The organism is Staphylococcus saprophyticus subsp. saprophyticus ATCC 15305 = NCTC 7292 (assembly GCF_000010125.1).
GTDB classification, from domain to species: domain Bacteria; phylum Bacillota; class Bacilli; order Staphylococcales; family Staphylococcaceae; genus Staphylococcus; species Staphylococcus saprophyticus.
In genome coordinates this window covers 354,716-369,237 of record NC_007350.1, presented here as the reverse complement: position 1 = coordinate 369,237, position 14,522 = coordinate 354,716, and the positions used below count along the sequence as shown (strand labels likewise).

The following is a 14,522-nucleotide window of genomic DNA, read 5'->3' as shown; positions in this document are numbered from 1 at the left end:
ATAAAGTTTGCGAAGACAAAATTTTACTGGAGATGATGATTATGGACTCATATAAACACCTTACCATAGAAGAACGCGAAAGAATATTCTTTCTTAAGGCTAAAGGATATTCTTTAAGAAAAATCGCTAAAGATATTTGCAGAAGCCCATCAACTGTTTCTCGTGAATTAGCTAGAAACGCTTCCTCCGGAAGCTACAACCCTACATATGCTCATAATAATTACAAGTGCAATAAGAAAAAATGCGGACGTAAATTATTATTAAAATCAAAGATTTTATTTGATAAAGTAAAATTTTTATTTCTTAATCAACAGTGGTCACCTGAACAAATTGCAAACCGATTGAAAAGTGAAGGGTTTCACCTGGCTATTAGTTATAATACTATTTACCGTGCTATTTATTTAGGCCTATTTGATCCGCCTAAATTAAGTCACGGTAACCGTGGATGTATTAGATTGTTAAGGCATAGAGGTAAGACTAGACACACTAAAAGTCATCAAGAAAATAGAGGTAGAATTAGAATAAGTTATTCAATACATGATCGACCTCAAATCATTAATGATAGAGAACGAATCGGAGATTGGGAAGCCGATACTGTTATGGGAAAAACTGGAAAATCTTGTCTTGTTACATTAGTAGATCGTAAAACCGGCTATTTACTTTGTGGTAAAGTACCTAAAAAGAAATCTGAGTTTGTGAAACAGAAAATCGTAGATTTACTTGGCACCTTACCAAACAATAAACGATTATCTATTACACCAGATAGAGGTAAAGAGTTTTCTAAACATCCAGAAATTACGTCAGAGTTAGATAACATTCCATTTTATTTTCCTGATCCTCATTCCCCTTGGCAACGTGGAACTAATGAAAATACAAATGGATTGATTAGAGAATATATAGCCAAAGGTATTGATATTGATAACATTACAGAAGAACAAATAGAACACTATGTTTATAAGTTGAATACACGTCCTCGTAAACGATTTGATTGGAAAACACCAGCAGAGCTTTTCAATGATAAGGTGTTGCACTTAATTTGACAATTGAAGACATATAAAAACATCCCTTCAAAAATTTAAAATTTTATCAAAACCACCAAAAAGCGCACAAAAAAAGACATGAACAAACAGACTATCTCAGATAGTCATTATGTTTGCTCATGCCTGCCTAACCAGTAACACGCAATTTGACGATTATTTTTTTATATTATATAACGCTTTCATTAAAGATACAATAACTAATTGCAAATTTATTTTATTTTTTTGATCTCAATCTAAATACCCTTGTGATTAGTAACCTACAATTAATGCAATCGACATACCAATACAACAGATAAGTACCCAAGTTAAAATAATCTTCCAAGCAAACTTCAACCATTGTGTATACGTGATTTTACCGACTGCTAAAGCGCCCATTAAAATAGCCGACGTAGGAAATAATACATTACTTATTGCATCACCATATTGAAATGCTAATACAGTGATTTGACGATTAATATCTAATAAATCCGATATCGGTACCATAAGCGGCATGGTCGTCAACGCTTGTCCCGATCCAGATGGAATAAAGAAATTTAACATGAATTGTAAAATGAACATTGCGATGATGACTAATGCTGATGGAACACCATTTAATAATGTCGTCATACCATAGACAATACTGTCTATGACTTGTCCGTTTTCCAAAATAACAATAATCCCCTTAGCAAATCCTACAATCATTGCCCCAAACAAAATATCTTTCATGCCATCAATCATTGCATCAAATGTACCATTTAAACCAAGTCCACCAATAAATCCAGCAAGTAAACCTGCCAATATAAAATTCGCACTCATTTCATTGAATGACCAACCATATGAAAAAATACCGTATACATTTAAGATAATTGCTAGAACGATTAAGCCTAAACCACTTGCTTGTCTTTTGGTAAAACGAGCTATATGCATGGACGTAACCGTATGTCCTTCAGATTGTTCTAATTCATAAACATAACTTTTTGTTTTATCATGCTTAACTTTACGCGCATATAACATCACTGTAGTGATAGCGGCAATTAAAATGAAAATATAGATGATGGAACGTAGACCCCATCCTGAAAACATCGGTAATTCTGCTACTGTTTGAGCAACACCTACAGTAAACGGATTTAACATACCACCCATAAAACCACTCGCTGCGCCTAATATAACCATAGCAGCACCAGTAAGCGCATCATAACCTAAAGTACGTGCAATGATGATCCCAATAGGTACAAAAATAATTGTTTCTTCTGCTAAACCAATTGAAAAACCTAAGATTGAAAAAATCGTCATCGTCAATGGAATCATCAGCACTTTATATTTTCCTAATGATTGCATTGCTTTATTTACTCCATTTTCAAATGCACCCGTTTTATGTACAATGCCAAACGCGCCACCTACAAGAAAGATATAAAATACAATTTCGCCACCACTCATCAATCCTTCTGGAATTGCACGAAAAATATCGAAAAATGAAACACCGTGCTGTTGTACTTGTTCATACGAACCAGGAACGACAAGCGTCTGCCCATCTTTTTTCTCCCTGGCATATTCTCCAGCAGGAATTAAATATGTTAATATGCTAGAAATAATGATGATCATGAGTAACAGTGCATATGTATGTGGTGTTTTTATACGTAAATGCCTAAAGCTATGTTTCCCCATATTTTAACTTCCTCTCCCAACTATAAGTACGCTTTAAAATGTTCATTTATTTAAAATTTGTATAAGTCTTATTTTTATATTATGCCATTTACATATATAATTATCAGAATATTGCGCTTACTCTATTATCCCATAGTCCTAATTTTAATCAATACTAAAGCGACAAAAAACGAAAACAAAATACAAATAGCAGGCCGAGATATTATTAAACATCTTGGCCTGCTATTCTAATAGAAAATCAATAACTAAATTATTAAATTATAGCAACCTAGTTATCCATTTTTAAATATTATTTTAGTCAAATAAACACGTTGCTACGTTCCGTTTTAACTATTAGAAGAAACGTTTAACGGCAGTTGACATTGGAGGGATTTCATCTAAATCTAGTTTTTTATCTTCTGTAATAGATCTGTATGCCCATTTACCATAATTAATTGCTTCATCTTTAACAATTTTACCAGGTAATGGTGCAGCATTTGGATCAACATAAACATTTACAATTGTTGGTTTATCTTGAGACATTGCTTCTTCCACTACTTCGTCAATTCTATTTGGATCTTTCAATGTATAACCAACACCGCCACAGCTTTCAGCAAATTTTGCTAAATCCATATCTGTGAAATTAATTGCATATTCTAATTCGCCCGCTGCTTGTTGTTCATATTTAATGAATGATAATTCTTGGTTATTTAATACAAAAATTGTCATTGGTAAATCATATTGAACGGCAGTTGCAAAATCTTGCATAACCATTTCGAAAGCACCGTCACCAGCAATACCGACAACTTGGCGATTTGGGTAAGCGCGTTTTGCTGCAATAGCACCAGGTAATGCACAACCCATTGTACCTAACCAACTTGAAACGATAAATTTGTTATTTACAGTTAAGTTTAAATAACGCGTAGACCAAACAGTTGAAGTACCAACATCAATAGAGAAGATGGCATCATCTGTTCTAACTTGATTGATAGCATCCATGAGACGTTCTGGGCGGATAGGCGAACTGCTGTCTGCCATATCTTTTGCCATCCATGAATCCCAAGTCGCTTTTCTTTCAAGTGTTTTATTTAAGAAATCACGATTTTTAACGTGTTTTGCTGAATCAGTTAGTTGTTGTAACGCTAATTTACTATCACCAATGATACCAGCATTTACATCGAAACGGTGTCCAATATTTTCAAGATTTGTATCGACTTGAATTGCTTTAATATTTTTCTTAGGTAAATAATCTACATAAGGGTAGTTCGTACCTACCATAATCAATAAGTCTGCATCTTGAATTGTTTGATAAGATACTTTCGTACCAATCTTACCTAAATTACCTAAGTTATAAGGGTGGTCATCTGCAAGAATCCCTTTCGCAGGTAACGTAACAATTGTTGGGATTTTAAATGCTTCGATAAATTCACGTACTTCATCTTTAGCGTGTTTCGCACCTGTACCAAGTAACATCACTGGACGTTTACTTTTATTTATTAATTTAGTTGCTTTTTTAACACTACGAGGTTTTGGCGCAACTCTTGCTGGAGGTGCAGTATCTACACCTTTGCTTGTAGTATCTTTAACTTTATTATTTAATAAGTTGTTTGGAAGAATTAACACCGCAACACCTTTTTTCTCATAAGCTGTGCGAATCGCTTCATTCACGATACCAAATACGTCTTTATCATTTTCAGAAATTTGATGTTTATATACAGCAACATCATCAACCATGTTACTAATATCAGTTTCTTGGAAAGCTTTTGTACCTAAAGCAGTACTATCTGTTTGTCCTGCTAAAATAAGTTGCGGTACGTTATCCATTTTGGCGTCATACATACCATTAAGTAAATGTACAACACCTGGACCACCAATACTTAATGCGACACCAATTTTACCTGTTAGTTTAGTGTAACTTGCAGCAGCTAAACTTCCGACTTCTTCATGACGCACATGTACAAACTCAATATTATCTCTTTCCGTTCTTAAACTATCAACTACTGCATCTATTGAGTCACCTGGAATACCATAAATATGATCAATATCCCATGCTTGTAATGCTTTTACTAATGCTTCATTTGCTTTAATCTTGCCCATTATTAAAAACTCCCTTCATTTTTTAAATCGACTTCACTCGAATTTTTAAAGCTAATTTTAAGATAGATGTGGAACAGTAAGCTGATTTTCTAATATCTTTTTTAAATAAAGGAGTAGTTCTTTAAAATATTTACATTAATTTCATTTAACTCCAGCTCACTGATACCAAATCATTACTTAAATGTACAAATTGATTATAACGCATACCTATTTAGTATAAAAATAGTATGAGTATAGGTAAAACAATTGAACTTAGAACTGCTGTTAAAATCATACCAATTGAACTATAAGCACCAGTTTCTGAATCAATATCAAGTGCTTGAGCAGTACCAAAGGCATGTGATGCGTTACCATAAGTCATTCCTTTAGCAATTGAAGATCTAAATCTTCCTAATCTTAATAAATAAGCGCCTAAAATGCTACCAATCAAACCTGTCGTTATAATAAACATAACCGTAATTGTATCAATGCCACCTAGTTGATGTGACACTTCAATACCTACTGCAGCCGTTATTGATCTTGGTAACATCGTTACAATAGTTTCTTTAGAATAGCCAAATAATTTTAATATACTAAATACAAATACAAAATTTAACATGACCGCCATCAATACACTACTAAAAATAACACGCGCATACTTTAAAATTTTATGACGGTTTTGATAAAGTGGGAAAGCTAAACAAACCACCGTACAATTCAATAAATAATTAATCCATTTTCCACCGAGCATGTAAGTCTTGTAATCTACTCTAAATAATAATAGAACAATAATAATACCAATAGATGCTATAAGTGCAGGATTCAAAAATGGAGTTTGAAATTTTTGTTGTAGCTTTTTCGCGCCAATATACATTGCTATTGTTAAAATAATCATTATTATCGCTTCTAAAATCAACATCTAATTAACTCCATTCCCGTCTTGTTTATTTTTAACCATTTTTTCAGCTATAAAGCCTGAAATTAAAGCTACGCAACATGTACCAAGAAGAATCATTGAGAAGAATAAAATGAAATTCAAATTAATCATTGGTACAACATCCATGATTCCTACTACTGAAGGTACAAAGAAAAATACCATTGTCGTTAGGAAAAAATTTGACCCTTCATTTACCCATTTTGCTGGAATTACTTTAAATTGTAATAATAAGAAAAATAATAATAATCCTACGATACTGCCTGCAATGGGTATATGCATATAACGTTGAATTACATTACCTAAATAAGTAATCCCCATAATCACTAATACTTGAATCAACACTGTTATTATCTTTTTAAATTGTTGCAATAGCATCATTCCTTAATTGCATTTTTTTCTACTTGCTTTCCTGATTACAATTACTAGTATAGAATGATTATTCTTATAATAAAAATATTGAATTTTTATATGACCTATTATGATTATGAATGAAAGCGGTTTGATTAATCATTTCAGATAATAAATCCTCTTATTCTAATGAATTACGCATAAAAACCGAAAAGAAATCTTATTTAATGTAAGATTTCTTCTCGGCTTTTATTAAGTGTATATATGTTTATCTTTATAATCTTTCTTTCATAAAATCAATCCACTGTTTCGTTGCATGACTTAGGTACTTATCTTTTTTCCAAATCACACCTAATTCCCAACGCATACCTGGATCTTCTAATGTTTTGTTACTAAAACTACTATCTAATAAATGTACAATATTTTCGGGTAATATGCTGACTCCTAAATGGGCGTTCAATAAGTTTTCGATAAAATTCCACTGTGAAATTTTAGAAATCGTATTAGGAATAAAGCCGGCATTTTTCGCCGCTTCAATAATTTTGTCGTTCAAATAAAAATCTTCATTAAATAAAATGAAGTCTTCATCTTTTAACATACTCATATCAACATGCGTTTCATTCGCTAAATGATGTTCTTTATTTAATACTAATTTTAAATCTTCTTGATATAACGTCACAGAATGAAAAATGGACTGATCAACCGGTAATGTTGTGATGCCTATATCGATTTCATCATTAATTAATTGTGTTTCTATCATTTTCCCGCCATTTTCGACAAGACTATAGGTAACATTAGGATATTTTTGATGAAATTCACCTAAAATATTAATAAATTGGTTCATGTTCATCACAGCAGACAATCCTATACTGATATGCCCGGTTTCCAATCCTAAAAGGCTATTGATTTCTTTCGGCACATCATTATATAACGTTAAGATTTCCTTACATTTTTTATAAAAAATCGAACCCGCATCGGTTAAGACAAGTTGTCGCTTACTGCGATCAAACAATGTCATATCTAATTCTTGTTCTAAATCTTTAATCGCTTTACTTATTGTCGGTTGAGCGATAAATAAATGTTTTGAAGCATTCGTCATACCTTTTTGGTCAACAACTTCAACAAAATATTTCATATGTTTAATGTCCATGTATTCACTCCTTTGCATATATTTATTTAATATTATTCAGTATACGTTGAAATTTCAATAATTCAATAATATCGTAGGACTGAAACCAAATTTACTATTAGGCTTACATCCCACTTTAGACATTTCAACTAAAAAATGAATACAGAACATATATTCAATACATTTCATAAACTATCATAACACGTACAAAATAAAATTATTTTCTTTTATTTATTAAATTCGTTTCAGTTTTAAGCATTATTCGCATCATTTGTTTGTGTTGATTTATTTGGTTGATTAGTTATTTCATTATCTTGATTGCTAAGTTTAACAATTTTAAATCCAATATAACCAAATATTATTGAGATGATAGGGACTGTATAATTTAATATCGCATAGGGAGCATATTCTATTACTGAAACACCTAAGGTAGATGCAATAAATACGCCGCATGTATTCCAAGGTACAAATACAGAACTTAATGTACCACCATCTTCCAGTGCTCTCGAAAGGTTTTTAGGATGCAATTCCTTCTCCTTAAAGGCATTAATATACATGCGAGAAGGTACGATGATTGATATGTATTGCTCTGAACAAGTAATATTTGTGCCGATACATGATACGATGACCGATGCTATTAATGTACCTGTAGACTTTGCAATTTTAAGTATCTGAGTGATTAAAGCCTTTAGCATACCTGAGTACTCTAATACGCCACCAAATGTCATCGCTACTAATGTTAAAGAAATTGTGTAGAACATAGATTCTAATCCACCACGGTTGAATAATTCATCTACAAGTTTATTACCTGAATCAATCGTATACCCTGTTTGTAGCGCGGTTAATGCTTCTGTAATCGTACCACCTTGTACAAAGATTTGTGCAAAAAATCCAAGAACAATCCCCATACAGATGGCTGGAATCGCCGGTACTTTTAATACAACTAGAGCTATGACGATTAAAGGAATTAATAATAACCATGGCGTAATTAAAAAGTGATTTTGCATGGTGTCTAGAATGGCATTAATGTTTTTTGTATCAAAGTTTTTCGTCCCAAAACGGTGACCAATAATAAAGAATGCAACCAGTGAAATGATTAAAGCTGGAATCGTTGTATAGAACATATGTTTAATGTGCTCAAATAAATCAACGCCTGTTAAGCCAGAAGCCAAGTTCGTGGTATCAGAAAGCGGGCTCATTTTATCACCAAAATATGCACCACAAATGACCGCACCAGCAACCATACCAGCTGAAATCCCCATACTGATTCCAATGCCCATTGATGCTACTCCCACCGTTGCCATCGTTGACCAACTACTGCCAATCGCTAACGCAACAATACCGCACAAAATAACAACTACAACCAAGAAATATCTTGGATCTATCAATTGCAACCCATAATAAATCATAGTCGCAACCACACCACTACCAATCCATGAGCCGATTACTAAACCAACTAATATAATGATGACAATCGCTGGTAAAGCATGTCTTATGCCCTTATACATCATTTCTTCTACTTCACTGAATTCATAACCATGTATTAAGGTAACTAAAATAGCCACTGCTGTACCAATTAATAAATGATAGTTGGACAATTAATGATATTGATTTGTGATATTGACTTTTAAATATGCACTTATTCAGATGTCATATTACAATTGTGTGGCATATATTTCTTCCTTGTTAAAGTTATTTGTAATAATTGTTTATATTATTGTACTTTTTACTTCTCAACCTTATTATAAAAATATAATTTTAAAAATGACTGGAGATATCTATGAATATTAAAAAGAAATTAGTAAATGTATTTATTGCAACTACGCTATTAATGACAGGGACAGTCACTTTTCAAGCGATTAATGAATCACAAACTACAAATGCTGCTGTTAACTATTACTATAAAAACCAATGTACTTGGTATGTATTTAAAAAACGTGCGAGTGTCGGTAAAGCTGTACCAAATGGTTGGGGTAATGCAAAGTACTGGTACAGTAAAGCTAAAAAAGCCGGATATCGTGTAGGAAAAAAACCAGCAAAACGTGCTGTCATGCAATCTACTAGTGGCACATACGGTCATGTAGCATATGTAGAAACCGTTTATAATAATGGTAGTATTAAAGTCTCTGAATATAATTACAATCGACCTTTAGCCTATGGAACAAGAGTGTTAAGCAAATCCTCTGCAGCGAAGTACAATTACATTTATTAGTTTCTATTTAGACTAAATAGATGCAAATCATAATTGCCATAGAAATCTTTCTAGATTAGCCAGCGTTTTATATAACTGTTACAAACACGCCATAGATGACGTCTTGCTGTTTAATTCAAGCCAAAACGCATACCTAAAAAAGTGGTGGCTCAATGTTTTCAGTCATCTGCTGCCAAATAAGAATAAGCGTCCGAGACATCTATTCATGTCTCGGACGCTTATTTTATATATTAATGAAATTGATAACTTTGATGACCTTTAGCAAATGCTTTAACAGTGTATATCCATGATCCCCCATCATTTTCGATGTCATTTGCACAAATGATGAGTTGGTCTGTACCTGGTATAAACGCTGGATGTGTCGATCTTAACATGTGACCTTGATCGCGCCCTGGCATTAATATCTGACCAATAGGCGAACCTTTTTTATTAAAAACGAGAACTTTTCCTTGACCATACATGGCAACATACAAATTATCATCGCTATCAATACAGCACGAGTCTGGACCCTCATGACCTGTAAAATAATATGGAATGGAAGCACCAAATGGCGCAATTGTCACCCCATCCTCTAATAAATCGATACGGTGTAAACGATTGGCATTCGTTTCTGTTACCCACAATGTTTTTTCATCTGTGCTTAAAGCTACACCGTTAGCAACTGCAAGATTTTGTATGACTGGTGTAATTGATTTAAAATCTGGCGATACATAATAAACGCCACCTTTGAGATTAGTAGAATAACCACGGAAATCAGTAAAATAAAACCCACCTTTACTATCAAAGACAGGATCATCAATACAGTATTCAGTTCCAATATCTGAAACGATATCTTGCGCATCATTACCGTCAGCATCTACCATGAAGATTCCTCCAGTGCTCTCAAAATCCCCTAAATAGCAGACAAATAGTCTGCCATCTTTATGAATTTTGACGGCTGCTGGGTTTTGTTTATGCGATTTAAATAGTTCAGTGACTTTTTTATCTGGTAAATTCACATGAAAAATCGTACCACCAAACACTTCACAAAGTAATAAGTTACCTTGTCTATCAAAGCATAATCCTTCTAACTGTAATCCTTGTTTAGATATTTCTAGCCAAGGCTCGGCAGTGACTGTAGGTAATTGTTGCTCATGTGCAGGTATTGGTGCGACACTATTTTCTCCATCTTTATAAGCTAGTACTGGCAATTCATTTGAATCCATAAAGCTCCACCCCTTTTTTAATTACTCATCTTCTTAATTATATGCAAAGCCTTTCATAAAATAAAATAATTTCATTTCCTGAATCGTGCGTATATATCTAACGCTTATAATAAAAACCCCTTTTAATGAGAAATTAAAAAGGGTTAAATAATTAATAAATGACTCTATTATAATCATTCGTATTGTACTTATTGTTTTTGTAATCTTAATTCGTCTAATAATTGTTGGGCAACAGCTGTATTCGCTCTTGGTTGTGTTTTTAACATATCCGCAATTTGTGCTATTTCCTCACCTTGCGCACCAACAACGATTGCTAAAGATTTATATTGTAAGCTCATATGTCCTTGTTGAATACCCTCAGATACAAGCGCACGACAAGCTGCAAAGTTTTGTGCTAAACCAACTGCCGCAACAACATGACCAAGTTCTTGCGCAGAATCTACTTTCATTAAATCCAGAGATGCTTTTGCAATAGGTAACACTTTCGTGCCTCCACCTACCGTTGCAAGTGTCATTGGTACTTCAATTGTTCCCACTAAAGTTTGTCTTTCTTCATCATATTTCCATGTTGCTAAACCACGATATTGACCATCTTTACTTGCATAAGCATGCGCTGTAGCTTCTGCACCTCTAGTATCATTGCCTGTTGCGAGTACAACTGCATGTATGCCATTCATGACACCTTTATTATGTGTAGCTGCACGATGGATATCAACTTGAGCTAATACAGAAGCCCGTTCCATTCGCTTAGCAACTGCTTCGCCATCTCGATCACCTTTAGATAACGCATCAACTGTAATTTCACCTTGTACCTTTACTACAGAAGCTGTGGCATGATTCGACAAGATACTCATTAATATATCAACGTCTTTTAATTCATTTTTAAGATACGCTGTTATACCTTCTAATATGGTATTTAACATATTCGCACCCATTGCATCTTTGGTATCTACGGATACTTTTAATGATAATAACCCTTCATTTGGAAAAGTATCAATATCTATTTTACGATAGCCGCCACCTCTTTCTATAATAGAAGGATACACTTCATCCGCAATTTGTTTAATTTGCGTTTCGAGATTATATATCTGTTGTGATAGTATCTCAGTATCGGATACTCCATCAAAAACGATTTGACCAATCATTAGACGTTCACTAGAAATAACTTTAAATCCACCTGTCTGATTGACAAGTTTTGCACCGTAACTTGCCGCTGCTACTACAGATGGTTCTTCAACCATCATCGGTACCACGTAAGATTTATCATCTACTATAATTTCTGGCAATAAACCGACAGGTAATGTTCCTTGTCCAATGACATTTTCAATTAAACTATTCGCAATTTCTTCAGGGATTAAAGGATTATTTAACAAAGTATTTTTATTTTCTTCATTTAACCAACCTTTTTGAACTAACGTGTTTAACTTGTCTTCTCTTGATAAATGACGAAATGATTTGTCTAATGCTTCCATTATTAAACCTCTCTTTCTATAGCAATAGCGATACCTAAACCGCCACCAATACAAGCAGTAGCAATGCCTGTTTGTTTATCTTCTTGTGTTAAAATATTTACAAGTGTTGTAACTAAACGCGTACCACTTGCACCTATAGGGTGTCCCAAGGCAATCGCTCCACCATATAAATTGAGTTGTTCTTCAGCTATACCTAGATTTTTACTTACTGGTATACTCTGCGCCGCAAAAGCTTCTGTCATTTCAACCACATCAAAGTCTTCTATCGCTTTATCAGCTTGGTTTAATAATTTTGTAACTGCATGATATGGTGCATAACCCATTAACTCTGGATCACAGCCTATTTCTGCATGTGCTCCAACAAATGCTAATATTTCAAAACCATTTTCTTTGGCATAAACTTCATCCATCAAGATAATTGTTGATGCCCCATCATTAATGCTTGAAGCATTGCCACCTGTCACAGTACCGTCTTCTTTAAAGATTGTTTTTAGTGTACTTAATTTTTCAACACTACTATTGCCACGAATACCTTCATCTGTGGTCATCCAGTCTCCGTTTACATCTTCTAAAGGTACAATTTCATTTTCAAATTTCTTAGCTTGTGTGGCTTGATGTGCTTTCAGTTGTGATTCATTAGCAAACGCATCTTGCGCTTCACGTGTCACATCATATTTTTCAGCAATTTTTTCCGCTGTAATACCCATAGGTACATTCATAAAGGCATCAGTAAGACCATCATGCATAAAGCTATCAACAGGTGTTTCACTGTCATTTAAAATGAGTTGAGGCGCATTCGTCATACTTTCAACACCGCCAACTGCTACGACTTTGGCTTCACCTAATTGTATTAATTGTTTTCCTAAAATAATGGATTTCAATCCTGAACCACAGACTTCATTTATTGTCATAGCTGGTGTTGTATTAGGCACGCCAGCATTAATAGCGATTTGACGTGCTGGATTTTGTCCATTGCCAGCTTGTAGTACATTACCATATATGACTTGCTCAATATTTTGTGAATCTAAATTTATAGCTTTTATAGCAGCTTCCAATGTTTTAGTGCCAAGTTCTACTGCTGAATAATGACTTAACTTTCCTTTAAATCTCCCTATCGGTGTACGCTTAGCACTTACAATTGCGATTTTATTCATGTTCATTCTCCTTTATATCTCTTTTTCAAATCATTGTATTTTATTGTCACGATTTGGTATGATACAATTGCTTATTTATATATAGAAAGGTGTCGATACGCTTTATGACAGTTGGTATTGATCAAATTAATTTTTATGTTCCAAGATTTTATGTAGATATGGCTAAGCTTGCCGAATCCCGTCAAGTAGACCCAAACAAATATTTATTAGGTATTGGCCAAACTGAAATGTCAGTAAGTCCAATGAGCCAAGACATCGTTTCAATGGGTGCAAATGCTGCCAAAGCGATTGTTACAGATGAAGATAAAAAACAAATTAGTATGGTTATTGTTGCAACTGAATCTGCCATTGATTCAGCTAAAGCATCTGCAGTACAAATACATAACTTGCTAGGCATTCAACCATTTGCTCGTTGTATTGAAATGAAAGAAGCTTGCTATGCAGCTACACCTGCCATTCAATTAGCTAAAGATTATTTAGCACAACGTCCAGATGAAAAAGTGCTTGTTATCGCTAGTGATACAGCGCGTTATGGTTTACATTCTGGCGGCGAACCAACACAAGGTGCTGGTGCAGTAGCTATGATGATTTCACAAAATCCACGCATTCTTGAACTAAATGACGATGCCGTTGCATTTACAGAAGATGTCTATGATTTTTGGCGTCCAAGCGGACAATCTTATCCACTTGTAGATGGTGCTTTATCTAAAGATGCTTATATTCGTTCATTCCAAGAAAGTTGGCAAGAATATGCACGTCGCTACAACAAATCATTAGCTGATTTTAAATCTTTATGTTTCCATGTACCATTTACTAAAATGGGCAAAAAAGCACTTGATTCTATTTTAACAGATGACATTGATGCTGAAACAAAAGAACGTTTAACTTCAGGTTACGATGCAGCCACTTATTATAATCGTTATGTAGGTAATATTTATACTGGCTCACTTTACTTGAGTTTGATTTCTTTACTTGAAACACATGATTTATCTGCAAACGATACGATTGGCCTATTTAGTTATGGTTCAGGATCTGTTGGCGAATTCTTCAGTGGTAAAATCGTAGAAGGCTACCAAGATGTACTTGATATTCAAGGACATAAAGATTTATTAAATAACCGCGAAGAAATTTCAGTCGAAACTTATGAATCATTCTTTAACCGTTTCGACAATTTAGAATTTGATCATGAAACTGAGTTAGAAAATGAAAAAAATACTATCTTCTACCTTGAAAGTATTAATGATCATATCCGTAATTATAATACCTTAAATTAGATTTTAAATCACTAAATCTTATCACCTACGAACGACATCCTTTAAATTGTCT

Annotated in this window: 12 protein-coding genes; 3 read left to right on the top strand and 9 right to left on the bottom strand. The window is 33.8% G+C overall.

The window, feature by feature from the left end:
- Positions 1-41 precede the first annotated feature (41 nt).
- The gene (locus tag SSP_RS01630; protein WP_011302314.1) at positions 42-1,040 is read left to right on the top strand and encodes an IS30 family transposase; all 999 of its coding nucleotides are present in this window, start codon (positions 42-44) and stop codon (positions 1,038-1,040) included.
- Positions 1,041-1,289: 249 nt separating this feature from the next.
- On the opposite strand, the gene SSP_RS01625 is transcribed toward SSP_RS01630, so the two are convergent.
- The 6 genes from SSP_RS01625 to nhaC all read right to left on the bottom strand — a co-directional run bounded on the left by SSP_RS01625 (position 1,290) and on the right by nhaC (position 8,751).
- Positions 1,290-2,684 carry a YfcC family protein gene (locus SSP_RS01625; protein WP_011302313.1) on the bottom strand — a complete coding sequence of 465 codons (1,395 nt, stop codon included), beginning with the start codon at positions 2,682-2,684 and terminating at the stop codon, positions 1,290-1,292.
- A gap of 333 nt (positions 2,685-3,017) precedes the next feature.
- Positions 3,018-4,760, bottom strand: a complete 1,743-nt coding sequence (locus SSP_RS01620; protein ID WP_011302312.1) for a pyruvate oxidase — start codon at positions 4,758-4,760, stop codon at positions 3,018-3,020.
- 211 nt (positions 4,761-4,971) lie between these two features.
- Positions 4,972-5,658, bottom strand: a complete 687-nt coding sequence (locus tag SSP_RS01615; RefSeq protein WP_011302311.1) for an LrgB family protein — start codon at positions 5,656-5,658, stop codon at positions 4,972-4,974.
- On the bottom strand, positions 5,659-6,054 hold the full coding sequence (locus SSP_RS01610; protein WP_011302310.1) for a CidA/LrgA family protein: 396 nt from the start codon (positions 6,052-6,054) through the stop codon (positions 5,659-5,661).
- Between the two features lie 244 nt (positions 6,055-6,298).
- A complete protein-coding gene (gene cidR / locus SSP_RS01605) occupies positions 6,299-7,174 on the bottom strand; it encodes a cidABC operon transcriptional activator CidR (protein ID WP_011302309.1) in 876 nt (291 codons plus the stop codon).
- A 230-nt stretch (positions 7,175-7,404) separates the two neighbouring features.
- On the bottom strand, positions 7,405-8,751 hold the full coding sequence (nhaC, locus tag SSP_RS01600; RefSeq protein WP_011302308.1) for a Na+/H+ antiporter NhaC: 1,347 nt from the start codon (positions 8,749-8,751) through the stop codon (positions 7,405-7,407).
- A gap of 182 nt (positions 8,752-8,933) precedes the next feature.
- Between nhaC and SSP_RS01595 the strand changes: the two genes are divergently transcribed.
- Positions 8,934-9,365 carry a CHAP domain-containing protein gene (locus tag SSP_RS01595; protein ID WP_011302307.1) on the top strand — a complete coding sequence of 144 codons (432 nt, stop codon included), beginning with the start codon at positions 8,934-8,936 and terminating at the stop codon, positions 9,363-9,365.
- A gap of 230 nt (positions 9,366-9,595) precedes the next feature.
- Here the strand turns inward: SSP_RS01595 and SSP_RS01590 are convergent, their stop codons facing one another.
- From SSP_RS01590 to SSP_RS01580, 3 genes are all read right to left on the bottom strand, one after another.
- Positions 9,596-10,570 carry an SMP-30/gluconolactonase/LRE family protein gene (locus tag SSP_RS01590; protein WP_011302306.1) on the bottom strand — a complete coding sequence of 325 codons (975 nt, stop codon included), beginning with the start codon at positions 10,568-10,570 and terminating at the stop codon, positions 9,596-9,598.
- A gap of 188 nt (positions 10,571-10,758) precedes the next feature.
- Entirely contained in the window at positions 10,759-12,042 is a 1,284-nt protein-coding gene (locus SSP_RS01585) for a hydroxymethylglutaryl-CoA reductase, degradative (RefSeq protein ID WP_011302305.1), read from the bottom strand.
- A gap of 2 nt (positions 12,043-12,044) precedes the next feature.
- Complete coding sequence (locus SSP_RS01580; RefSeq protein WP_002482281.1) at positions 12,045-13,196, bottom strand: thiolase family protein; 1,152 nt, start codon at positions 13,194-13,196, stop codon at positions 12,045-12,047.
- Positions 13,197-13,300: 104 nt separating this feature from the next.
- Here SSP_RS01580 and SSP_RS01575 point away from each other — a divergent pair, with 104 nt between their 5' ends.
- Positions 13,301-14,470 (top strand): hydroxymethylglutaryl-CoA synthase, encoded by a 1,170-nt coding sequence (locus SSP_RS01575; protein ID WP_011302304.1) that lies wholly within the window; start codon positions 13,301-13,303, stop codon positions 14,468-14,470.
- Positions 14,471-14,522 lie beyond the last annotated feature (52 nt).

What these genes read in the sequence shown, in the direction of transcription:
- cidR (WP_011302309.1), bottom strand. Translation starts at nt 7,174, where the DNA reads ATGGACATTAAACATATGAAATATTTTGTTGAAGTTGTTGACCAAAAA.
- SSP_RS01580 (WP_002482281.1), bottom strand. Translation starts at nt 13,196, where the DNA reads ATGAATAAAATCGCAATTGTAAGTGCTAAGCGTACACCGATAGGGAGA.
- SSP_RS01610 (WP_011302310.1), bottom strand. Translation starts at nt 6,054, where the DNA reads ATGATGCTATTGCAACAATTTAAAAAGATAATAACAGTGTTGATTCAA.
- SSP_RS01630 (WP_011302314.1), top strand. Translation starts at nt 42, where the DNA reads ATGGACTCATATAAACACCTTACCATAGAAGAACGCGAAAGAATATTC.
- SSP_RS01620 (WP_011302312.1), bottom strand. Translation starts at nt 4,760, where the DNA reads ATGGGCAAGATTAAAGCAAATGAAGCATTAGTAAAAGCATTACAAGCA.
- SSP_RS01625 (WP_011302313.1), bottom strand. Translation starts at nt 2,684, where the DNA reads ATGGGGAAACATAGCTTTAGGCATTTACGTATAAAAACACCACATACA.
- SSP_RS01575 (WP_011302304.1), top strand. Translation starts at nt 13,301, where the DNA reads ATGACAGTTGGTATTGATCAAATTAATTTTTATGTTCCAAGATTTTAT.
- SSP_RS01595 (WP_011302307.1), top strand. Translation starts at nt 8,934, where the DNA reads ATGAATATTAAAAAGAAATTAGTAAATGTATTTATTGCAACTACGCTA.
- SSP_RS01585 (WP_011302305.1), bottom strand. Translation starts at nt 12,042, where the DNA reads ATGGAAGCATTAGACAAATCATTTCGTCATTTATCAAGAGAAGACAAG.
- SSP_RS01590 (WP_011302306.1), bottom strand. Translation starts at nt 10,570, where the DNA reads ATGGATTCAAATGAATTGCCAGTACTAGCTTATAAAGATGGAGAAAAT.
- SSP_RS01615 (WP_011302311.1), bottom strand. Translation starts at nt 5,658, where the DNA reads ATGTTGATTTTAGAAGCGATAATAATGATTATTTTAACAATAGCAATG.